Source organism: Dendronalium phyllosphericum CENA369 (genome assembly GCF_016056275.1).
Taxonomy (GTDB): domain Bacteria; phylum Cyanobacteriota; class Cyanobacteriia; order Cyanobacteriales; family Nostocaceae; genus Dendronalium; species Dendronalium phyllosphericum.
Genome location: NZ_JAECZA010000338.1, coordinates 70,563 through 94,944, shown reverse-complemented (window position 1 = coordinate 94,944; position 24,382 = coordinate 70,563). Strand labels below are relative to the sequence as shown.

General features: G+C 41.1%; 14 protein-coding genes. 6 read left to right on the top strand and 8 right to left on the bottom strand.

Annotation, left to right across the window (positions count from 1 at the left end; translation table 11 throughout):
• Positions 1–426 (top strand): hypothetical protein (locus I8752_RS37105; protein WP_214437115.1); only part of this gene is annotated, 426 nt, incomplete at its 5' end.
• Positions 427–466: 40 nt separating this feature from the next.
• Positions 467–664, top strand: coding sequence for a hypothetical protein (locus I8752_RS37100; protein ID WP_214437114.1), 198 nt, complete (start codon positions 467–469; stop codon positions 662–664).
• Positions 665–1,067: 403 nt separating this feature from the next.
• On the opposite strand, the gene secA is transcribed toward I8752_RS37100, so the two are convergent.
• Together secA and I8752_RS37090 are read right to left on the bottom strand one after the other, a co-directional pair.
• Positions 1,068–3,860, bottom strand: coding sequence for a preprotein translocase subunit SecA (gene secA, locus I8752_RS37095; RefSeq protein WP_214437113.1), 2,793 nt, complete (start codon positions 3,858–3,860; stop codon positions 1,068–1,070).
• A gap of 385 nt (positions 3,861–4,245) precedes the next feature.
• Complete coding sequence (locus tag I8752_RS37090) at positions 4,246–4,788, bottom strand: cytochrome c (protein WP_214437112.1); 543 nt, start codon at positions 4,786–4,788, stop codon at positions 4,246–4,248.
• A gap of 1,387 nt (positions 4,789–6,175) precedes the next feature.
• Here I8752_RS37090 and I8752_RS37085 point away from each other — a divergent pair.
• The 3 genes from I8752_RS37085 (at position 6,176) to I8752_RS37075 (ending at position 16,347) form a co-directional block, all read left to right on the top strand.
• Complete coding sequence (locus I8752_RS37085) at positions 6,176–9,253, top strand: non-ribosomal peptide synthetase family protein (protein ID WP_214437111.1); 3,078 nt, start codon at positions 6,176–6,178, stop codon at positions 9,251–9,253.
• Between the two features lie 260 nt (positions 9,254–9,513).
• Positions 9,514–14,913: a trifunctional serine/threonine-protein kinase/ATP-binding protein/sensor histidine kinase gene (locus I8752_RS37080; RefSeq protein ID WP_214437110.1), complete on the top strand. Its 5,400-nt coding sequence runs from the start codon at positions 9,514–9,516 to the stop codon at positions 14,911–14,913.
• 81 nt (positions 14,914–14,994) lie between these two features.
• Positions 14,995–16,347 (top strand): selenium-binding family protein, encoded by a 1,353-nt coding sequence (locus tag I8752_RS37075; protein WP_214437109.1) that lies wholly within the window; start codon positions 14,995–14,997, stop codon positions 16,345–16,347.
• A 136-nt stretch (positions 16,348–16,483) separates the two neighbouring features.
• On the opposite strand, the gene I8752_RS37070 is transcribed toward I8752_RS37075, so the two are convergent.
• From I8752_RS37070 to I8752_RS37045, 6 genes are all read right to left on the bottom strand, one after another.
• Positions 16,484–18,463: a primary-amine oxidase gene (locus I8752_RS37070; RefSeq protein ID WP_214437122.1), complete on the bottom strand. Its 1,980-nt coding sequence runs from the start codon at positions 18,461–18,463 to the stop codon at positions 16,484–16,486.
• A 442-nt stretch (positions 18,464–18,905) separates the two neighbouring features.
• Positions 18,906–19,430 carry a tetratricopeptide repeat protein gene (locus I8752_RS37065; protein ID WP_214437108.1) on the bottom strand — a complete coding sequence of 175 codons (525 nt, stop codon included), beginning with the start codon at positions 19,428–19,430 and terminating at the stop codon, positions 18,906–18,908.
• Between the two features lie 175 nt (positions 19,431–19,605).
• The gene (locus tag I8752_RS37060; RefSeq protein ID WP_214437107.1) at positions 19,606–20,238 is read right to left on the bottom strand and encodes a flavin reductase family protein; all 633 of its coding nucleotides are present in this window, start codon (positions 20,236–20,238) and stop codon (positions 19,606–19,608) included.
• 53 nt (positions 20,239–20,291) lie between these two features.
• The gene (locus tag I8752_RS37055; protein ID WP_214437106.1) at positions 20,292–20,834 is read right to left on the bottom strand and encodes a protein-tyrosine phosphatase family protein; all 543 of its coding nucleotides are present in this window, start codon (positions 20,832–20,834) and stop codon (positions 20,292–20,294) included.
• A 59-nt stretch (positions 20,835–20,893) separates the two neighbouring features.
• Positions 20,894–21,676, bottom strand: coding sequence for a class I SAM-dependent methyltransferase (locus I8752_RS37050; protein ID WP_214437105.1), 783 nt, complete (start codon positions 21,674–21,676; stop codon positions 20,894–20,896).
• A 148-nt stretch (positions 21,677–21,824) separates the two neighbouring features.
• A complete protein-coding gene (locus I8752_RS37045) occupies positions 21,825–23,105 on the bottom strand; it encodes an aspartate aminotransferase family protein (RefSeq protein ID WP_214437104.1) in 1,281 nt (426 codons plus the stop codon).
• A gap of 147 nt (positions 23,106–23,252) precedes the next feature.
• Between I8752_RS37045 and I8752_RS37040 the strand changes: the two genes are divergently transcribed.
• Positions 23,253–24,317, top strand: a complete 1,065-nt coding sequence (locus tag I8752_RS37040; protein ID WP_318780954.1) for a potassium channel family protein — start codon at positions 23,253–23,255, stop codon at positions 24,315–24,317.
• The last annotated feature ends 65 nt before the right edge of the window (positions 24,318–24,382 follow it).

Sequence of the window (24,382 nt, the reverse complement as noted above, 5' to 3'; positions counted from 1 at the left end):
ATATTTTACTTTTTACTAACACTGGACGAGCGCTGCTTATGTCCCCTACATGAAATGCCGACTAATTTAAAAGATAGTTTAGATGTAATTTTGTCTGTATCTGCTCTTGTTGGAATTATCTTCCATATAGCTAAAACTAAAGCTGACATTGAAAAATCGATTGACGATGTCAAAGACCAGCTAACAGAAGAATTGAGAAATTTACGCACTGATATTAAAGTGTCTGACGCTAGGTATCAGGGCAAAAAAGAAATGATTGAGTATTTCATTAATGACCTCTACCGTTTAATACATCATCGTTCCTATCGGTTTTCTCATGAAATCAAAGATTTACAAAGTTATCTCACAAAAGATGGCTTTATAGCTCGTTCTCACTACGGAGAAGAACCGCCCCCACCTAAGAAAGTCAAGATTGAGGAAATTTGAATTTCATCGGGAACACTACAAACATAAAGGAGCAACTCAAATGTCTAAATCTACTCTCAACAAAATAACGACAATTTTAGGTCTAATCGCTGGCGGGTCTACTCTGCTTGGCGGCGCTGGGATGATTAATCAAGGTGTGGCAGCAACCGTTGGCGGCATTGCTACCGCTATCCTCGGCTACTTAGTGCAGCAACCCGCAGCCGGGGAACAACAGCCAGCATCACCAGCACAGAAATAACTCTGTCATCCTTGACACTACAAATGTAGTCTCGCCGGGGCATTCAGGATAAACAAAAAACGCAAAGCACTCTCGGCTGCTTTGCGTCTTTGCGTGAGATATTCTCAGGCTGATACTTAACTTCAACCTGTCGCGGCGATAGCGCAGCGTTAGCGAGTCTTCTCCCAAGGGGAGCCACTGAGGTCTTGGGGTTTCCCCAAGTGGAGCAAGTGGCGTGAGACGCTACGCGAACGAGCGTCGGAGTCCCCTACTATACATTTATGTGTTTTGGGGCAGGAACGCCGCTCTGGTATTGGGTACTGGGAGAAAGTTTTTTAAAATTATGGTGGGGTCAAAGCCCCCACCATAATTTTTCGATTTGACACCCAATCCCCAATCCCTAATCCTTAGTCCCCAGTCCCTTTTACACCATCTCAGATGATGTTTGCACCATTGGCTGAGGCTGAGGCTGGAACATGAACAAGGAGTACACCACATCTCGGCGGATATTGGTCATCATATCCAAGAAGAGTTCGTAACCCTCGCTCTTGTACTCAATCAACGGATCTTTTTGACCGTAGCCACGCAATCCTACTGATTCGCGCAAGGCATCCATTTGTTGCAAATGTTCCCGCCACAGCGTATCAATCCGTTGCAAGATAAAGAAGCGTTCGGCTTGGCGCATCAATCCAGGCTGAATTTGGTCAATCTGCGCTTCTTTGAGGTCATAAGCAATCCGCACTTGTTCGTGGAGGAAAGCTTTAATCTCGGTGACAGACATATCCTCTAATTGACTTGGCTGTAAGTCAGCTAGCAAATAGACAAATTCTTTGACTTTCTCAACCAACTTTTCTAATTCCCACTCTTCTGAGGGCAAGTCTGGGTTGATGTAGTAGTCAACGATGTCATCCATCGTTTTTTCGGCATACTTAATTACTTGTTCTTTCAAGTCTTGCCCTTCTAAGACGCGGCGGCGTTCGGCGTAGATGGCACGACGTTGGTTGTTCATTACCTCGTCGTACTCAAACACTTGTTTGCGGATGTCGTAGTAGTAGGTTTCGACTTTTTTCTGTGCGCCTTCCAAACTGCGAGTTAGCATCCCGGATTCAATGGGCATATCTTCTTCGACGTTGAAGGCATTCATCAAACCAGCAACGCGATCGCCACCAAAAATCCGCAATAGGTTATCCTCTAAACTCAGGAAGAATCTTGTCGAACCTGGGTCGCCTTGTCGTCCTGCACGTCCCCGTAACTGGTTGTCAATTCGCCGCGATTCGTGACGTTCTGTACCAATTACGTGCAAACCGCCCAACTCCACAACCTCGTTGTGTTCGCGGACTGTAAATTCTTCGTACTCGTGCTTAATCCGGTTGTAAGCTTGCCGCAATTTCTGGATTACAGGGTCGTCGGTGGGAGCTTTTTCTACTGCTATAGCTACCTTGTCTTCTGCTTCTAGTTCTGGTAAGCTGCGATCGCCATACTCCCGTACCGCAGATGTTACCGCTTCTTTCAATAGCTGTTCTGTTTCTTTTGAAAGTTGCGTGGGGAAAATCTCAGGTGAAGCTTTCCAAGTTTTGACTTTTTTGCCCGGAACAAAGCCTTGACCGCCACCATGTCCTCCAGGCAATCCCGCAGGTCTTTGCACGCCAAATACATCTTCATCTTCTGGCATGACAATCTGAGGCATAAAGTATTCCCGCAACTTCAGACGCGCCATGTATTCCGAGTTACCACCGAGGATGATGTCTGTACCTCGACCTGCCATATTCGTTGCAATCGTTACAGACCCTCTCCGTCCGGCTTGGGCAACAATTTCTGCCTCCCGTTCTACGTTCTCCGGTCGGGCGTTAAGTAATTCGTGAGGAATTCGTTGCTGTTTGAGCAGTTCGCTGAGATATTCAGATTTTTCGACGCTAGTGGTTCCTACTAATACTGGTCTGCCTAGTTGGTGCATTTCAGCACATTCTTTGGCGATCGCACCCCATTTGCCCACTTCTGTCTTAAACACCATGTCAGACCAATCTTGGCGGTTTCTGGCTCTGTTGGTAGGAATTACTGCAACTTCCAGTTTGTAAATTTTTTCAAATTCTGGTTCTTCTGTCTTTGCTGTTCCTGTCATCCCGCCCAATTTAGGATAGAGCAAGAACAAATTTTGATAGGTAATTGTTGCTAGAGTTTGAGTTTCTGGCTGGATTTCTACATGTTCTTTAGCTTCAATTGCTTGGTGCAGACCATCACTCCAACGCCGTCCGGGCAATACCCGCCCGGTAAATTCATCGACAATTACCACTTCCCCATTCCGGACGATATAGTTAACATCCTTCAGGAAAAGTTCTTTGGCTTTGATGGCATTGAATACAAAGTGCGCCCAGGGATCTTCTGGATTAAATAAATCCGTTACTCCTAAAAGATTTTCTGCTTGTGCAAAGCCTTCATCTGTCAACAGCACGTTACGAGCTTTTTCATCTACCTCGTAATGTTCATCCTTTTTCAGCGTCAGTGAGATTTCAGCTGCTTGCAGGTACTTTTCTGTAGGTCTTTCTACTTGACCGGAAATAATCAGCGGTGTCCGCGCCTCATCAATGAGAATCGAGTCCACTTCGTCAATTACACAATAGTTAAACGGGCGTTGCACCACATCGGCCATGGATGTTGCCATGTTGTCCCGCAGGTAGTCAAAACCCACTTCACTATTGGTGACATAGGTAATATCGCACTCATAGTTTTTCTGGCGTTCGCTTGGGGTCATGCTGGCTTGAATTAGCCCCACACTCAACCCCAGAAAGCGATGTACCTGTCCCATCCATTCCGCGTCCCGGCGAGCCAAGTAATCGTTCACAGTGACTACGTGTACACCTTTGCCATTTAGGGCATTTAAATAACTCGGTAATGTAGCAACTAGGGTTTTACCTTCCCCAGTTTTCATTTCCGCAATTTGCCCGCTATGCAGAATTACACCGCCTAACAACTGGACATCAAAATGCCGCAATCCTAAGACTCGCCGTCCTGCTTCTCTTACTACAGCAAAGGCTTCGCTCAGAATATCATCCAGGGTTTCGCCTTTGGCAAGCCGCTGTTTAAATTCTGCTGTTTTGCCTTTTAAATCCTCATCAGAAAGAGCTTTGATTTCTTCCTCTAAGAGGTTAACTTCCGTAATGTAAGGTTGGTATTTTTTAAGCTTACGAGCGTTGGGATCGCCCAACAAGAGTTTTAGCATGGCAGGTTATGGAACTAAATGGAGGGGATGGGGATTAAAGGTTTGGTATTGATTATAAGAATTTAATCGAACACAGCCATCTTATTGTGGATGGGCTATGAAATGAGAAAGCAGATCCAATCAGTTTACTAAATGATTGGTTTTATTTCATAGTTTAAGTTTGAAACTCTTTTATAGTATCATTTTGCCTTCCACTGAGGCAGAGAACGCCGACCAACAAAAGTAGTGTAGACCGAATTGGGGAGGCAGGGGAGCGGAGGAGCGGAGGAGCGGAGGGGCGGAGGGGAATAAAGACTATAATATAGAAATTACTCTTTTCTCCCCCTGCTTCCTCTACTCTGTTTCCCCCCTATCTCCTCTGCCCCAATCGCCAATCCCCAGTCCCCTACTTCTCCCACTCCGAGGTGAGGCGGCGGAAATTGTATTCACTAGCACTAGGATGGCAGCTAACACAACTGCCAATTTGAACGGGACGTGGCAAATCAACTTTGGGATGCAAAGCTTTGAAGTAACGGGAGTTATTGACGCGATATGGTGTTGCTTCGTCTGATAGTTGGGTGCGAGAAAAAGTGGAAAGATACCTCCATACGAGAATGCGGGGCGGATCGACTAAGGGCTGGAGTTGTGCACCATAGTGTTGTGAGTCTTCCAAGAGATTTTTCCAAGTTTGGGTGGGTAAAACAGCTGGTGGTAGAGCAATGTGACAACTAGAGCAGTTTTCTAAATACAATTGTTGCCCTAGCTGGTACTGTGCTGGTACTACGTCAACTGTGCCAATTTCCGCAGTAGGAGTAGCACTGTGGGCACTAGTTACTGAGGCTAAAAGCCACCCCATAGCTAGACTCCAAGCCAAAATGACCAAAGTTAATCTGATAGGACGGTGTTTAAGTTGGCGATGGAGAGATTTATGCTCAATAAAATTTGACATTCCTCACATTCCCAGATGCGATGTGACACTTGTAGCTAAATAATAGGACTTACGTAGGCTTGGTAGTGTTTCAAATTTTGTGTAAGTCTATGGAATATTTAAAGCACACCCTTTTCATGGGAGCGCAGAGTCAGTTGCGGAAGTTGTAAGTAAAATGCCTTGTGCAAAAATCTCAAGATATTACCTCAAATAAACTAGGTTATAGCAATACAATATCCAGACCCTTTTTACAATCACCTGTGTTTAGTACTGACTACCATTCCTCAAAGATTTCCCGGTCAGTCTCCAGAAAGACAATACACAATTCAATCCTGTTTACTATTATTGGAATACTTAAGTAAAATTACTGAATATATTTAAAGTTAAATATTTTTTTTCTTAATAACTACTTAAGTCAATTAAATTAGACATCAAATATTGACTCAACTGCTTATGCTATGAGGAATAAGTCTAAAAATCATTTTTTTTGAATACTTAAATATTTTTCCTTGCGTATTCATCATAATTATTTTATTAACTTAAAGATTTGACTGGAACTATAGATTTTTTAATAATAAATTGCCAAAATGAATAATCATGAATTCATTTTTTAGAGAGTAGTTTTAAATGGAACATTTGCAAAATAAATTAATAAATAATTATATTCACTTGCTTAAAAATATATTATTTGAAAAATATTAATAAAAAATCATAGCCTAGAATATAGCAGTCATAATTGGTTTGTTAATCTTCATTTTTTTCTAACATCTTTACTAAACCATACTCTACGCTTTGAGAACTACTTCATTAATGGGTTTTGGAGTGATGTTATTAACGTTGCTGACACTGCGCTAAAACGATCGCCTGTGTCAGGAGACCCGACTAAGAGCGCTGATTTACTATAAAAGGGAGTAGGGAGTAGGGATTGGGGAGTAGGGAAACTAAGCCGCCCCCTTCGGGGCGGGGTTTCAACCTATCTTGTGCAATACAAGGATTTTTCGCGCCACTTGCGGGCGAGGCTTTAACCTTTTTCGGGGCTAATTTCTTCCCCTACTCCCTACTCCCTACTCCCCACTCCCGCCCCGAAGGGGGGTAAAGAAGTGGCTTCTCAAGGGAAGGAATTAGCATAGTATCCAAGACTGTAAGTCTCTTACCGCATTGCTTCTACAGCAACCATTACGAGAAGGTGCTTCGTATCTTTGAATGCTAGCCTGTAGCTTCTGCTTGAAGTATATACAGCTAAATAGGATTACTACAGCACCTGCAATGATTAATTAGCTACGTGGAAATTGATGATGTTATCATCATCCTTTTTTCCATAGCTTTGCTTTGAAAAATTTTTGTTGTCAGTGGTATTTTATCTGCCTTTAATTTCACTTTTTTTGATCGAATACATACCTGTAATCAAATGAATACCCAAAATTCTCAAGTACATCAGACAGTTGTTTCTTTAATCAATTCTATTTGTCAAAAATATCCCGACGAACTGGCAGTAATTATAGAAGATCGGCAATTGACTTACGGTGAATTACAGCAGCGGGCAGAACAGTTATTTCAGTACTTAACAGCACAGGGTTGGCTAAAATCTAACAGCTTAGTTGGACTGTGTATAGAACCTTCTTTTGAAATGCTTATTGCTATCTATGCCATTTTAAAAGCAGGCGCAGCTTTCGTTCCCCTCGATCCAGATTTACCCCGTCAGCGACTCAGCTACATGATTGCTGATGCTAAATTAACCACGATTCTCACACAGCAAAAGTTTGCTTTTGATATTGAGCCTGCGCTGCGACAGAGTAGCTTGAATGGACAAATGTGTTTTTTGGATACTCCTACTGTCTGGCAACCGTTAACTACATCCTCTGCGTTAGGTTCAGTAGTTGAGCCTGAGCAACTAGCTTACATTATTTATACCTCTGGCTCTACAGGTATACCGAAGGGAGTAATGCTTACACATCAAGGTTTACTAAATCTTGCTGGGGCTAGCTGTAGTACTTTTAATCTCAAACCAGGCTTGCGTTTACTTCAGTTTGCCTCCATCAGTTTTGATGCAGCCGTGTGGGAATTAGTCACAGCATTATGCGGTGGAGCAACTTTGGTACTGGGTGCAAGAGAGCAAATGCTTCCCGGACAACTATTGGCAAACTTTATAGCTAAACAAAAAGTGCAATGGGTGATGCTGCCCCCTTCTGTACTGGCAACGCTGACACCATTCCGTAACCAGTTACCTGATTTACAAATGGTGGTGGTAGGTGGTGAAGCTTGTCCTATATCACTTGCCAAAGCATGGGTTTCAACCCATACCCGCTTTTTCAATGCCTATGGGCCAACAGAAATAACGGTTTGTTGCACAATTTACGAGTTTCAGCAACAGGATATGAGTCTACCTATTGGTTATGCGCTGCCAAATGTAGAACTCTATATTCTAGATGAAGAACTTAAACTTTGTAATCGTGGTGACAAGGGTGAGTTATATGTAGGTGGTATGGGGGTAGGCAAAGGCTATCTAGATAAACCTGAGATTACAAGTACTCGTTTTCTAGACAATCCTTTTGGTGTGGGCAAAATATACAAAACTGGTGATATTGCTTACGAAGATCCCTATGAACCTGGGCTGTTACACTACGCTGGTAGATGCGATCGCCAAGTCAAAATTCGGGGCAAGCGTATAGAAGTAGAAGCAATTGAAATGATACTTGCTCAACATCCTGACGTACAGACAAATGCAGTCAAAACAATTAGAAGTACGCGGATAGAAAGTAGTAATATGCCAGAAAATTATGGCGTATCAATGCTTGTCGCATATGTCGTTCCCAAAGCCGGACAGTTTTTGACAGAAAAGCATCTGCAACGGTTTGCCGCCGAACAACTACCAGATTACATGGTGCCTACGCGTTTTGTTTTCATGGATGAATTACCTTTGTTACCTAATCGCAGTAAAGTAGACCGGAATGCTTTACCAGAACTACCCGAAACACCATCTTTCCTTACTGATACGATGGATAACTCTCTCCAAATTGCGGTAGTTTTTGATGAAGCTTTAGAGTTACCTACTGGAACTTGCAAGCCTCATACTAATTTCTTTGAGATGGGTGGCAGTTCGCTATGCATAGCTCACGTCTTATATGCACTCGATCGCGATTTTGGTGTAACTCTTCCTTCTCGCTTAATCTACGAATATCCTACACCATCGGGATTAGCACAATTTTTAGAACGGTTTAAACTCAAAAGCGAAAGTGTAGCTAATGATAGACATATTGACTTACAAATAGAAGCGAGACTTTCTCCAGATTTGAATACAGCGATTTGGCAACAACCAGCACAAGCTAAATATGACTGTGCATTAATTACAGGTACAACAGGTTTTCTAGGAGCACACTTACTCTACGAACTGCTCGCAAAAGGCAGCTATCGCAAAATTTATTGCTTGGTACGAGCAGAAAGTGATGCAGATGCTATAACAAGGCTGCGTGCCATCTTTATTCAATATCAACTACCAATAACAAGATTGGCACAGGTAGATGTTATCGCTGGCGACATTCAGCAACCACAGTTGCAACTATCAACAACATTATTTGACAAACTGAGCGAGGAAGTCGATCAAATTTATCATGTAGCTGCTGACACTAGTTACATCAAACCTTATTCGCTAATTAAAAAATCCAATGTAGATGGAACTGCGAATCTTCTGACTTTAGCAGCGCATCGTCGTCACAAAATACTGCATTACATCTCTACTATGTCTGTTTATGGAGCAGTAACTTCATTACTAGGTATTAATGAAGTTTCCGAAGATTTTGATATTGATTTCAGCCTCCCAATTATGTCTGTAGAGTATGGCTATGTACGGGCAAAATGGGCAGCCGAACGCATGGTCAGGTCAGCTAAAGAAAAAGGATTAGCAGTATCTATTTACCGTCCTGGTTTTATTTCTGGGCACAGGCAAACAGGAGTTGCTAACCTTAACGATACTTTCTACCGCTTTATTGGTGGTTGTATTGATATGGGTATGTATCCGGACTGGCCTGAAAAATATTGGACTCCTGTACCTGTGGACTATGTTGCTGCCGTCATTGCCCATATTTCCTTAGATAAAAAGTACATAGGTGGCAATTACAACATTGTTGTGCCTAGAGAGCAAGAACTAAATAATGTAGAAATATTTGAGTGTTTTAGGGAGTTGGGTTATCCCTTAGAAAAAATTTCACCGAAGAATTGGTTGAATGCTTTATCTACTTTGCCAACAATTAATCCCTTGTATCCATTGACTTCTTTCTTGCAAGAGAAAGTGTATCAAAACCGCAGCACTATACTGGAAGTACACCATCGGACTCCTATATGCCAAGTCGATAATACTCTTGATGCTATGCAAAGTTCTAGTATCGTGTGTCCAAAAATTGATAAGGAACTAATGAGACTATACTTGCCTAAATTTGATAAAAATTTCTCTACCAGACAACTCCGAAATATAACAGCCATTAATTATTAGTAAAAAAATAGATTCTCGATTTTTATAAGAAGTTGGGAATCTAGATATTTCAATACTTGAGATCGGGGAACAAGGCTACTCTCATACTTTGTAGTTTAAGCAGCTGATAATAACTGCTTTTTTGCTGTATAACTTGTTGTTTTCATCACGATCAAAAGTATACTGTGTCTTTTAATAAAAACATAAGTTTGATTAAAAGATAGCAAAATTGGGAATTCTAAATATACACAGTTTTGTGTTTACTAGTAAGGGTAATGGCAATGCTGACATCTGGTTTAATTTTAGGGTATGACCTCAACGAAATACTCCATGAAGGAGATGATACCATTATTTATCGAGCGACATCGCAATTTGAGAAACGATCTGTAATTCTGAAAATCCTTAAAACAGATTATCCTTCTATAGATGCGATCGCTCGTCTAAAGCATGAATATAAAATTACTGAAAACCTAGATTTAGTAGGTGTTGTCAAAGTTTTAAGGCTAGAAACCCACGAAAATCGTTTAGCGATCGTATTTGAAGACTTTGATGGATACTCTCTTAAACAACTACTAATTCAAGGCAAACAAGAGTTAAACAGTTTTATTAAAATTGCTATTCAACTAGCACAAGCCCTAATATCTGTACATGCTTGCCATATCATTCATAAAGATATTAAACCTGCCAACATCATCATCAATCCAGAAACTGGGGTTGTAAAGCTTACCGATTTTAGTATTGCCTCACGCCTCGATAAAGAAATACCACAACTAGCTAACCCCAACCAGCTAGAAGGTACGTTAGTTTATATGTCCCCGGAACAAACCGGAAGAATGAACCGTACCCTCGACTATCGCAGCGACTTTTATTCTCTTGGGGTTACTTTCTATGAAATCCTTACCGGAGAACTACCTTTTCAAAGCTATGACCCCCTAGAGTTAGTTTACTGTCATATTGCTAAGGAACCGACAGAAATTAAAATATTAAATCCAGAAATTCCTAGTGCTATCTCGTCTCTCGTTAAGAAACTGATGGCGAAAAATGCTGAAGACCGCTATCAAACAGCTCAAGGACTTTTAGCAGACTTAAAAATCTGTCGGGAAAAGTTAGAAACAACAGGTGAAATCACTGATTTTATCCCTGGTCGTTTAGATATTTTAAGTCAGTTGCTCATTCCTCAAAAGCTTTATGGCAGAGAAACTCAAGTTAATTCACTTTTAAAAGCTTTTGAGCGAGTCAGTAAAGGAAAGCGCGAACTGATGTTAGTTTCTGGCTATTCAGGAATTGGTAAATCATCTGTAGTTAATGAAGTCAATAAACCTATTACTCGTGCCAAAGGCTTTTTTATTAGTGGGAAATTTGACCAATTTCAACGTAATATTCCCTATGCATCGCTGATTCAGGCTTTTAGTTCGTTAATGCGGCAGTTGCTGACAGAAAATGCCACCCAGCTTGAAACATGGCGTAGTCACATTTTAGCCGCTGTTAAGTCACACGGACAAGTCATCATTGATGTAATTCCGGAAGTGGAATTGGTGATAGGCAAACAACCAACAGTACTTCAACTAAGTGCAGCAGAATCACAAAACCGCTTCAATCACGTTTTTACGGACTTTATCCGCGTTTTTGCCAAAAAAGAACATCCTCTAGTTATTTTTTTAGATGACTTGCAATGGGCAGATTTAGCAACTTTAAAATTAATCCAACTGTTAATTACTGACCAGAGCACCAAATATTTGCTTTTGATTGGTGCTTATCGAGATAATGAAGTTGACAGTACGCATCCCTTAATTCAAACAATAGAAGAGATTAATAAAAATCACGATATTGTTAGTCATATTGTTTTACAAGCTCTTTCTGTTGATAATTTTAATACATTAATTGCCGATACATTAAATCAAAATTTAGAAAATATTAAAAGCTTAGTAAATTTACTTTACAACAAAACAGGTGGTAATCCATTTTTTTTAACACAGCTATTACTGGTATTGCATCAAAATAAATTGTTGTTTTTCAACTTTCAAACTGGTTTATGGCAGTGGGATATAGAAAAAATACAAGCAATTGGAATCACTGATAAAAGTATAGTTGAACTGATTGCCAGTAGAATTAAAAACCTCCCAGTGGCTACACAAGAAATATTGCAGTTAGCAGCTTGTATTGGTAATAAATTTTCTCTAAACATACTATCTATTGTTAGTGCAAAATCTCCTGCTAGTACTGCAAGCGAACTTTACTCGGCATTGCAATGTGGGTTAATTTTGCCTTTGAGTGATGGTTATCGTATTCCTTTAGTTTTTGAACAGGAAGAGTCCGTTAAACTAACTTTTGATTCCAAACAAATTAATTATAGATTTCTACACGATCGCGTTCAGCAAGCTGCTTATTCATTAATTCCAGAAACTCAGAAACAGGGAACTCATTTAAAAATAGGTAAGTTATTACTAGAACAGACACCTACTGAATCTCTTGCCGAAAATATTCTAGATATTGTCAATCAATTGAATGTTGGTTTAGATTTATTGACTCAAGAATCTGAAAAATATGAACTAGCAAAACTTAATCTTTTAGCTGGGAAAAAAGCCAAAGCAGCGACTGCTTACGAGGCTGCTGCTAGATATGTAAATGTAGGTTTAGGACTTCTAGCAGCAGATAGTTGGCAGCAATACTATGACTTAACATTAAATTTATATATTGAAACCACAGAAATAGAGTATTTAAATGGTCATTTTGAGAAGTCTGATAATTTAGTAAATGTCGCATTAGAGCGAGTAAATTCTAGGTTGGAAAAAGTTAAGTTATATGAAGTAAAAATGCTCGTTTACATGGCACAAAATCAGATGCCAAAAGTCTTAGAAATCGGCGTAAAATCTTTAAAAGAGCTAGGAGTAATACTCCCACAAAAACCGACAATATTAAACGTATTATCAGCATTAATCCAGACAAAAATAACATTAATCGGTAAGCCTATAGAAGGCTTAGCTTTATTACCTGAAATGTCAGATCCCTATAAGCTAGCAGCGATGCAAATATTATTGCAAATTGTTCCAGCTGCTAGTCAAGCAGGCTCTTTTCTATTTGTACTATCTGTATTAGCTATGGTCAGGTTATCTATAAAATACGGTAAATCACCTGTCTCGGCTTATGGTTATGCAGCTTATGGTACTATTTTATCTGATAAATTTAACCAGTTTGAAACAGGATATAAATTAGGAAAACTAGCAGTAGGGTTACTTTCAAAAATGAATGATAACTCACTCAAAGCCACAGTTTACTTTGTACATAATGGCACAATCCGCTTTTATAAAGAGCATGTAAAAGACACAATAGCATCACTTTTAGAGGGAATGCAAAGTGGATTAGAGCTTGGTAATATCGAAAATGCTGGTTATTGTGCTGTAATTGCAGGGTATCATGCTTTGCTGTCTGGGGAAAACTTGGAATTGGTAGACAAGAAAATATTTACCTATGTCGAGTTAATGCAGAAGCTAAAACTTGAATCTTTAGCAGCAGCTACAAGCCTTTTCAGACAAGCAGCTTTAAATTTACAGGCAAAGTCCCCGAACAAATCTGCTTTAGTTGGTGATGCTTTTGATGAAATGACAATGGCATCAGAAGTACTAAAAAATTACTCTTTTAAAGGTTTTTATTATGGTTGTAAGACGATATTATGTTATTTATTTAACGAATACGAAATAGCTATAGAAAATGCAATATTAGCAGAAAAAACTCATGCGGATAATGTGGGATTGTTAATTTATGCAGCTAATAATTTTTATTATTCTCTAGCTTTGATGTCGCTCTATACTCAAGCTTTACCCTTACAGAAAAAGCAATACTTAAAACAGGTAATAGCCAATCAACAGCAGATGAAAAAATGGGCAAAACAAGCACCATGTAACTTCCAGCATAAATACGATTTAGTAGAAGCAGAGAAAGCAAGAGTATTGGGTAAAGTACAAGTTGCAATAGATTTATATGACTGTGCTATTGCAGGAGCTAAAAAAAATGGTTATATCCAAGAAGAAGCTTTGGCAAATGAATTATTAGCAAAGCTTTATCTAGGTTTGGGTAAAGAAAAAATTGCCAAAATGTACATAACAGAAGCTTACTATGGTTATATTCATTGGGGAGCCATAGCAAAAGTACAAGACTTAGATGAACGCTATAACAATTTAATAATTCGTAGCGAAACTGTGAAACAATTAGGAATAGATGTAACTAGAACGATCGCTACAACAAAAATAAATTTTTCAGAAACTACAAATAATAGCAATGGTGCTTTAGATTTAGCTACGGTACTCAAGGCTTCACAAGCAATTAGTAGTGAGATAGTTCTAGATAAACTGCTAGACACTCTCCTACGCATAATTCTCGAAAACGCTGCTGCTCAAAAGGGCTGTTTGATTTTACTTAAAGATAATGAATTATTTATAGAAGCAATTAAAAGTATAGAAAATTCCTCCATTGTTTTGCAATCAGTTCCAGTTAAAAAAAGTGAAGATATCCCAATTTCTATAGTTAAGTACGTTGCCAGAACCAAAGAATGCTTAGTAATTAATGACGCTATTTCTGAGGCTAATTATCAGTCAAGCCCTTATATTCAACGCTATCAACCAAAATCAATATTATGTACTCCTATTTTCTATCAGGGTAAATTTATTGGAATTTTGTACTTAGAAAATAGACTGATTGCAGGCGCATTTACTAGCGATCGCGTCAAAGTTTTGAATTTAATTACATCTCAAGCTGCTATTTCTTTAGAGAATTCTCAACTTTACCAGCAAGCCCAAAACTATGCCAAAAAAATAGAATCTTCTCTATCTGAACTCAAGCAAATGCAATTGCAATTAGTACAGAGTGAAAAAATGTCTACTTTAGGAAGTTTGGTATCAGGGATAGCGCATGAAATTAATAATCCTATTGGTTTTATTATTGGCAACTTAAAACCTGCGAGTGAATATGTACGCGACTTGTTAGAGTTAATTGATTTGTATGAAAATTGTTATCCTCAACCAGTGGCAGAAATTACAGAAAAAGTGCAAGAAATAGAGTTGGAATATGTGCGGGAAGACTTACCTAAACTAATTGCTTCAATGCAAGAAGGGATAAACCGGATTTATGATGTCAGCATAAGTTTGCGTACTTTTTCTAGAGCAGATAGCCAAAGACCAATTCCTTGCAATCTCCATGAAATTATCGACAGTACAATTTTGATTCTCAAGCATCGTTTGAAAACCTCACAAAATCGTCCAGCAATTGAAGTGGTGAAAAATTATGACGACATACCGCTAATTCGATGCTTCGCCGGTCAACTTGGTCAAGTATTTATGAATTTGCTGGCAAATGCTATTGATGCTTTGGAAGAGTCAAATATAGGACGCAGTATAGATGAGATCAAACTAAATCCCAATCGCATTACTCTAATTACTAAGCTCAACGAAAATAATCAGAGTGTATGCGTCCGAATTAAAGATAATGGAATCGGGATGACTCCAGAAGTTAAGCAGAAAATTTTTGACCACTTGTTTACTACCAAACCTGTAGGTAAAGGAACTGGTTTAGGATTAGCGATCGCTCGTCAAATTATCATCGAAAAACACGGTGGCAGCATTGAAGTAAATTCTACACTTGGAGAAGGAACAGAGTTTGTCATCAGGTTGCCGATGTACGGAAACTAAATAGTGCGCGATCGGCAGTGACAGAACGTGTAAAAATCCATAATAACTACGATTTTTCACAGCTTGTTGAGGTATCGAACTATGACTCATGCTTGCTGCGGCCCTGGCTACGCTTCCCCTGAAGCGGCCATGCAGGCAGAACGTGAAAAAGTATTGTATGCGATCGCCTTGTACACTGGTACAGGTATTGAACAGCCAGATTATTTGGCTTCTATAGATGTTGACCCTAATTCCCCAACCTACTCCCAAGTCATTCATCGCCTACCTATGCCCTACATTGGTGATGAATTACATCATTTTGGTTGGAATGCTTGTAGTTCTTGTCATGGCGATGCCAATAAATCTCGACGTTTTACTGTAATTCCCGGACTGCGTTCTAGCCGCATTTATATTGTTGATACCGCAGATCCGAAAGCACCAAAACTGTACAAAGTTATCGAACCAGAAGAAATTAAAGCCAAGACTAACTTAACTGCACCCCACACGGTACACTGCCTAGCAGATGGTCGGGTGATGATTTCCATGCTGGGCGACAGCGAAGGGAATGGCCCTGGCGGCTTTTTGTTGCTGAATGATAATTTTGACATTGCCGGACGTTGGGAACGCCAAGCCGATACCATGCACTTCAACTATGATTTTTGGTATCAGCCGCGTCATAACGTTATGGTCAGTAGCGAGTGGGGCGCACCCAAAACCTTTTTTCCTGGTTTTGATTTGAAAGACGTAGCAGCTGGCAATTACGGTCAGCATATACATTTCTGGGATTGGTCAAAACAAGAGATTATCCAAAGTTTTGATTTAGGAGAAGAAGGATTAATTCCCTTAGAAGTGCGCTTTCACCATAACCCCGATAGTACTCATGGATTTGTCGCCGCCGCACTTAGCAGCAATGTCTGGCATTGGCACAAATCTAACGGCCATTGGCAAGTAGAGAAAGTAATTGATGTGCCAGCAGTGGAATTAGAAAGCTGGCCTATCCCCGTGCCCTCGTTAATTACTGATATTTTAATTTCCATGTGCGATCGCTATGTTTACTTCTCCAACTGGCTGCATGGGGATATTCGTCAATACGATATTAGCGATCCTCACCACCCCAAACTCACAGGGCAAGTTTGGTGCGGTGGTTTGTTGGGGAACAGCGGCGAAGTGCAAGGTCATAAACTGACTGGTGGCCCGCAAATGCTTCAGTTAAGTCTAGATGGTCAGCGGCTTTATGTGACAAATTCCCTATTTAGTAGTTGGGATAATCAGTTTTACCCTGATTTTTCTCAGACTGGCTCATATTTATTGCAGATTGACTGCGATATTGAGAACGGAGGACTGAAAATCAACGAAGATTTCTACGTTGACTTTGGTAAAGAACCAGCTGGCCCCGCTCGCGCTCACGAAATGCGCTATCCTGGCGGTGACTGCACCTCGGATATTTGGGTTTGAACAGGGTGTGGGGGGTAGGGTGTGGGGTGTAGGGAAAATTAAGGAAAGTAATTCCCGAATCTATGCAGAAAGCCTGAAAACCCCTCCCCTCTGCCCCCCTGCGGTCTTAATGATAAGTCTTTAACCAAACACGATATCACTCAGGCAAATCGATCGCGGGATTGCGGTTAAAGAATCCTCTGGGAACTAGCTTAAATCCAACTCGGTGAGTTGGCATCACAGGCCAATCCTCTGGTCGGGGTACATGGGTAACGCCCATTGTGTACCACAGCACGATATCTTCACCGATCAAAGATTCATCGTTTGAGATATATTTTGGTAAACCTTGTCCGGGCTGAGTTTGGTTAGGATAATCGCCGCCAGCGTAGAGTTCGTGAGGTTGATATTTTGTTACCCAGAGGTGATGAGTAGCAAATTCGGCGATTTGTCTAATTTTTGCACCTTCCACCGGGAGAAATGTTGAGTTGCCTCCTGGCATCAACATATATCCAGGTGCAGCACCTAAAGCATTTTTGTTTTCTGCACTGACAACCATCCATTCTCGACTTTGTTTCATGTCCAAATCGCGCACCCCAGCCGTTTCTTTTGCTAATGGAGTTTCTTGGATTGCGATCGCATTTCCTAGAGGATTTTTGTCATCTATTGGCAAACCTTTCACATTCATTTCCATCGCAGAATTAGCCTGACCATCGACATCCATATCTAGGCGGTAGTTGAAAAAGTGCTGGTGATTCACGCCAAAGATATTTTTTGCTATTAGACGACCATAGGTATCATCCTCAGACTGTTTTTCGGCAGCTGTTCCCTGCACCAGTACAATACCTGTTAATTCATTTTGTAGCTCTAAAGTACCATCCTGGTGAAAAATCCAATTGATGCCGTAGTCATAATTGTCAACCGCTGCATTTACCGTCATCACTAATTCGCGATCGCTACGGACATCGTTGCGTTGAGTGCCGTATTCATAATGCTTCCAAAGTATACCGTTATCTTTTTCATAAATACCGATAACCCCTGGCATTACATAAGGTTCTCCCTGTTCGTTAGCAAAAACTGCATCTAACAACATTCCATTTTCCGGAATTTCTTTACCCAACTCCATCGTATTTGCCAGCAAACCAAAGTTGTATTCGCCAACATCAAAAGCATTTCTAAATGACCAAGTAGGATTGGGATCGCCGTAAGGTACTACCATCTCTGAGAGGCTAGCGCGGTATAACACTGGTCGGACTTTTTCCCCATCATTGTATGTCACTTGATACAGCACTAATCCACTGCGGGGATGCATCAGATAGCGAAACTGCCAACCTTGCCAAGTAATTTCATTACCATTAACGCGAAAACTCCTACCTTGCGGTTGCAAAATCCTCAAGATTTTAGGAGGTGAAAGTAATTTGCCCAAAGACTGCAAATCGTAATTCCAGTTTTCTTTAGAAAAAGGAACAATGCCTCTATCTATGAAACTGGCGATTTTTCCTGTATTTAAATTGACCGTTGCTAGTACGCCCTCAATTGGACTGCCGTAATAGTTCCAGCGATCGCCTTGATAATAAGATAAACCCCGACAAAGACGCTGATTTCCTGCTGCTTCTTGCGTACTTAAAATTCCTGGGGCCCAGCAACTGATTTTGACTGCATCGAAATCTTTAATTCCCCGCTTTTGCATTGCTGCTTGCCATCGGGGATCGGCTTTAACTACCTGACTTGCCAGTTCGTATTCTGGGTTAATTATTGCAGGTTGTACTGAAGGTATGTGTTTCCAAGAACTGAGGGTCTGGGTTTTTAAGTCAACGATCGCTTCATAGGTTTTATTTTGCGATCGCTCATAAATCACCAAAAAAGCTTGACGTTGAAATGGTTTGCCAGATGTAAAATTAAGGACTTCATTTTTATCTGGTTCTTGTAAGGCGATCGCTGGAAATACTGCCATTTCGGTTAAAGATTTTGCTTTTTTGACCGTCGAAACAGCAACTCTAATTTCTGCCTCCGTTAAGGAAGTCAGAGGATGCAAAAAAGACGGTTGCAGTGCAGATAATCTTCCCGTAAACCCTAGAGAAAGGTAAATGAAAACAATAATTGTAATAACTAAACCAAAAAACTGTAGCCTCTTTAACATCATTTACAAAGTGACAAGAATGTACAGTTATCTATTTCCTAGCGCCAGCCAGGAAACCGATAGATTTAGAGGTTAACTTCAAATTAATTTGTCAACATTGGTTATTGATGAGTTGTTTGGGTTCTCTATAATTGTTTTTTCATAACTTGCATAAGTAGGGCAAGCTTTCCAGCCCACCCCACAATAGTTTGATTTAATTACATACAGCAGCCAGACAGCATACTTCACTAAAATCTTAGTAGGAATGGCACTAAGTAAACATGAAGCCTCGTCTGGGCAGGGTGTTGGGGGTAGGGGGTAGGGTGTAGTGTTAATAAATATTTATTTGTTAGGGATAAAACAGAGGATACTTCTTCTTCATTCCCCACACCCTACACCCCACACCCTAAAACCATTAATATTAATGATTTCTGCTTAACGAGCGTGCCATTCGTCTTAGTAGTTAGACAGAAACCAAGCGTCGTAAAGATTCAGCACGGCGTTTGGCAGTGGTATTCTTGGGAGCGAATTTGAGTGCTTCTTCGTAACTTTGTAACGCTTGAGCATTTAATTTTTTCCGCTCGTAGGCATGACCGAGATTATTCAGGGCTGTCACGTAATCAGGTTTAGATTTTAGAGCTTCTTTATACTGACGAATTGCTAAGTCATATTGCTCTTGAGCGAAGTAAGCATATCCCAGACCGTTGTAAATCGGGGCAATACTTTCTTCTCCTTCTTCTTCAGCCGCTTTTAGAGCTTTTTGAAACAGTCCGATCGCTTGAGAATACACTTTTTTTTCAGAATAAATACTAGCTAACTCGTAATATTCTTGTGCTGTTCCCTTTTCTTTATTCAACTTGTTTCGCAATCGGGATAGCGAGCTTTCCCGCCTGCGAGTTTTGAAAATCTGGCGAAAAACACCCACAACTGCGAATACGAGCAGACCCACCAAAATTGAAAGATAAACAAGCGCTAGATTATTATCCATGCCGTCAAATACAAATATTAAACGTTGCTTCTATATTTATTATTAGCCCATAGAGGAGATGAGGAGGATGAGGGAGATGAGGGAGTGAGGGAGAATAACTTCCGACCTCCAACTTTCGACTTGCGACTTCTGCCTCCTGCCCTCTGCCATCTGCCTTCCTTCTATCAATATTCCATCATACCTTGGGAGTTGCCATCTCAAATAGTTCGCCAATCTTTGCGTACTCGACTGCCCCGCCTAAGCGCGTAATCGGCTGCATCCCCACACTATCAACTAACCCTAAATCTTGGCGGTACAGGTCTTCACGCACATGAAATCGTAAAACTTGACCTAATACCATCGTATTGTTGGTTCCTTCCACTGGAACTATTTGTGTTACTTTACACTCCATAGCCACAGGCGAGCTTTCAATTCGCAATGGTCGGACATCCGTAGAAGCAATGGCTTTCAAGTTTGCTTTTTCAAACTCGTTAACTCCATAGGGAAATTCCGTACCTGTTTGAGCCATTGCCTGAGCTAATGCTTCATTCACCACATGGCACACAAATTCATCCACCTCTTGAATATTGCGTAACGTGTCTTTTTCTTTTGGTTCGTGTCTACGGTATGCAACCGAGAACATAATTGTTGGTGGAAAACCTGCTACTGCATTGAAAAAAGAATATGGAGCAAGATTGGAAATTCCTGAGGCACTAATTGTAGATACCCATGCAATTGGACGAGGAGCAACAATGCTTGTCAACAGATGGTAAGGAGCAGGGTCTTTCATCTCCTGCGGTACAAATGACAACATAAGGGACTTCGCCATAATAATTTACCTCAATAGAGATTAGAAGTCAGTATGATGACTATTAATCTGTACTATTCACTACGCATTGCTAGACGACAATTATTAAGAAGTACTTCGAGTTCTCTAATAAATTTAAATGGATTTTTGCCTCTAAACACAGATGCGATCGCACCTTCATGAGGATTTCTGCCTGTTTTTTTAACGGCAGCAATTGCCTCTTTATTTGAAAATCCGCGAACACTAACTAGCCACGCAGCTAGCACATGTCCAGTGCGTCCAATTCCACCAGAACAATGTACCACTACTTTCTCAGTTTGTTTATTAGCTTCTATTAAGAAGGGAAATATTTGCTGCGTAAGTGTTTCTAAATCAGCTAAATGAAAATCTTCAATGGGTGTCCAGCAAACTTGCTTTTCTCCGAATTCTTGTTGGTATGTATTAAGCAGATTTGAGTAAGAAGCTAATTGTTTATTGGGAAGAAGGCAGCAAACTCGCTTGATATCTTGATGCTTCATGAACTCAATCCAATTATGTACCTTTTGGTGAGAATATCCAGGACGCGCCGCACCAAATACTATTAACTCATTCTCGCAAGCAGGGGCAAATTTATACATGTTTAATATTATGTTCAATAGGCCAAAATACTATATAGCTTGATTTTAAATAATTAGTATCACTTGTCAATTGTTGCGCGTAGAAAACGATAGCCTACATCAATCTCTGTTATTTTGCGAATATCTCCATACTTTGCTTCCCATTCACCATTACTTAAATCTGCGGCGAGTGACTTAATTCCTGGTTCAACTAAACTCGGATTAGCTAAAGCGAAAGAAGAAATTCCTGCACGCACTTCTGGCTGGAGATATAATTGGGGTCGTCTCCAAGCTGCTGCGGCAAACAAATCGGATAAATCGTAGGGCAACATCAAAGGAAATGCTTCAACATATCTTTGAGTATTTGATTGAATCAACTTTATTTGTTCGTTGAGTGGAAGAAATCGTAATGCATCTTCCCAAAGCCAAGGAAAGTAATCGTAAAGCCAGATTTTTTGAGACAGCCTAATATCAAAAGTTAACAAAACGATCGCCCCTGATTTTATCACTCGATGCATTTCGCGTAAGGCTATTTCTAAGTTAGAAAAGTGATGAATAGCCAAGATACTCATAACTGCATCCACGGATTTATCTGGTAAGGGAATAGCCTCTGCATAGCCAGTAAACCATCGGACTTGGGGATGTTCTACCGCTTGTGTTTGCATAACTGATGAAGGTTCTATAGCGTAGATAGAATATCCTTGGTTAGCGATCGCTCGACTGTAACCACCACTACCAGCACCAAGATCGGCGATTATACTATTTTTGGGCAGATTGAGTAGGTCGATTAACTTATTGACAATCCGAATGTCAGGAACGCGAGTTTTTGTATATTGTTGACCTATGGAATCGTAAATAGGCATTTATAGCAAAGTGCTGAGTGCTGAGTGCTGAGTCAAGAAAAGGATAGGAAGATGGGGAGCAAAGGAGATAGGGAGATAAGAGTAATTTCTGTATAGTCGTTTTTTCCCCTCTGCTCCTCTGCCCCTCCACTCCTCTGCCCCTTCACTTTTATTTGGTGACAGTTGCGATCGCCGCCTCAACAGCTTTTAAGGCTGTATCTACTTCTGCTTCTGTGACAATCAGTGGCGGAACAAATCGCACAACTTTTGGCCCGGCTGGTACGAGTAATACGCCCTCATCTATGGCAACTTTGACAATATCAGCGGCAACGAGTTGAGTATCTGCTTGCAACTCCAAACCATTGATTAGACCCCAACCCCGCACCTCAGAAATATAATTAGGATATTTCGCTGCGATCGCTTTTAAGCCATTGCGTAACTGTTCGCCCCGTGCTTCGACGTTCTGCAAAATATTGTCGCGTTCTAATGTTTGACAAACAGTAAGCGCCACGCCACAAGCAAAGGGATTGCCGCCAAAGGTGCTGGCGTGTTCCCCTGGTTGGAAAATATCGCAGAACTTCTTACTCATCATTGCCCCAATGGGGATACCACCGCCTAAACCTTTGGCACTGGTGAAGATATCCGGTTCAACGCCGAGATGTTCGTAACCCCATAATTTACCGCTACGGCCCATCCCAACTTGCACTTCATCGAAAATCAATAAAACGCCAGTTTCATCGCAAATCTGCCGCAGCTTTTGGAAGTAAGCAACATCTCCCGGACGCACGCCGCCTTCCCCCTGCAATGGTTCTATGAGAATTGCCGCCACGCGGTAATCCCCTTCATCCAACTCGCTAATTGCCGCTTCTACCGCGCCGATATCGTTGTAATCTACATAGTGGAAACCAGGAACCAAGGGATCGAAGTGTTTTTGATACTTTGGTTGCCCTGTAGCAGTAATTGTTGCCAAAGTCCGTCCGTGGAAACTGGCATTGGCTGTGAGAATAATAGGCTTTTCAATGTCTAGAACTGTGTGGGCGTATTTTCTGGCTAGTTTAATCGCCGCTTCATTCGCCTCAGCTCCAGAGTTACAGAAAAATACGCGATCGGCACAAGAATGTTGAATAATCCATTGGGCTAATTCGCCTTGTTCGGGAATGTAGTACAAATTAGAAACGTGGTGCAGTTTCTGGATTTGGCGTGTCACAGCTTCTACCATCGCCGGATGAGCGTGACCTAGAGTACAAGTGGCAATTCCAGCCACAAAGTCTAGATATTCCCGACCCTGTGTATCCCAAACCCGGCAACCAGCACCCCGTTCTAAAGCTAGGGGAAAGCGGGCATAAGTTGACATGACAGCTTCATTAAAGCTATCGGTATCAAAAGGGCTAGATGACACAGAACCTGACGGGGGGATGGTGGCTTGCTCAATTAGAGTTTGTATGCTCACTACCGCGCCTCCTGAAATTTTTCATCGTATACTTACTTACTAGTTTCCTAGAAATTCTAGAAAATTTCTTCTTACTTTACCGCAGGTCATACTTTCTCTTAGATTAACGCTCAGATATCTTCAAACGTGTGGCGGTGGTGAAAAACTTTGTACTCGACTCTTGAGCAAAAATATCTACGTATTCAAAAAGAGTTAATGGCCGGGGCGATCGCTCTTGGTGGTGTTTTCCTTATAGGCACTTTGTGGTACTGGGTAGTAGAGGGCTGGTCGTGGGAAGACGCAGCTTACATGACAGTCATTACCTTAGCTACTGTTGGATATGGAGAAACACACCCATTAGGTAGTCGAGGAAGGCTGTTTACCATTGCCCTAATTTTGTTGGGTGTGGTCAATATTGGTTACATTGTCAATAGATTTACAGAAGCAATTATTCAAGGCTACTTTCAAGAAGGAATTCGGCTACAGCAACAAAGGCGGTTAATGGAATCTCTATCAGAACATTACATTATCTGTGGATTTAGTCGAACCGGTCGGCAAATCGCCAAAGAATTTCGGGCAGAAGATGTATCTTTTGTAGTCATTGATTCTGAGTTGGAATCTGTACAAAGGGCGCAATTAGAAGGTTATACAGTATACCAAGGAGATGCTACGCTAGATGATACGCTTTTGAAGGTTGGCGTTGATAGAGCCATTTGTATAGTTGCAGCACTACCTTCAGACGCAGAAAATTTATATACAGTGTTATCAGCAAAAACACTAAATCCCGGAATTCGAGCGATCGCCCGCGCCAGTACAGAAGAAGCTTTGCAAAAGTTACAGCGTGGCGGTGCAGACGCGGTGATTTCTCCTTATATTACTGGTGGTAGACGCATGGCAGCAGCAGCACTTAGACCGCAAGTTTTAGACTTTGTCGATGGAATTCTCGCAGGTGCAGACCGCCATTTATACATGGAAGAATTTTTACTTGACCCTGCCTTTTGTCCCTTTGTGGGTCAAACTTTGCAAAAAGCCAAACTGCGATCGCAAACGGGCGCATTAGTTCTGGCTATTCGTCGTAGCGATCGGACTCTGATTGGCGGCCCCACTGGCGAGACAGTTTTAATGCCAGGAGATATGCTAATTTGCATGGGTACGGCTGAACAATTACGCGACCTGAATAAACTTCTCGGGCCAATTCGTTCTCAGAAGTTGCGAAAACCTAGAAATGGCTAAATTTTGAAAGCAGGAGCAGAGGGAGTGGGGAGGCTGGGGGAGATGAGGGAGATGAGGGAGATGAG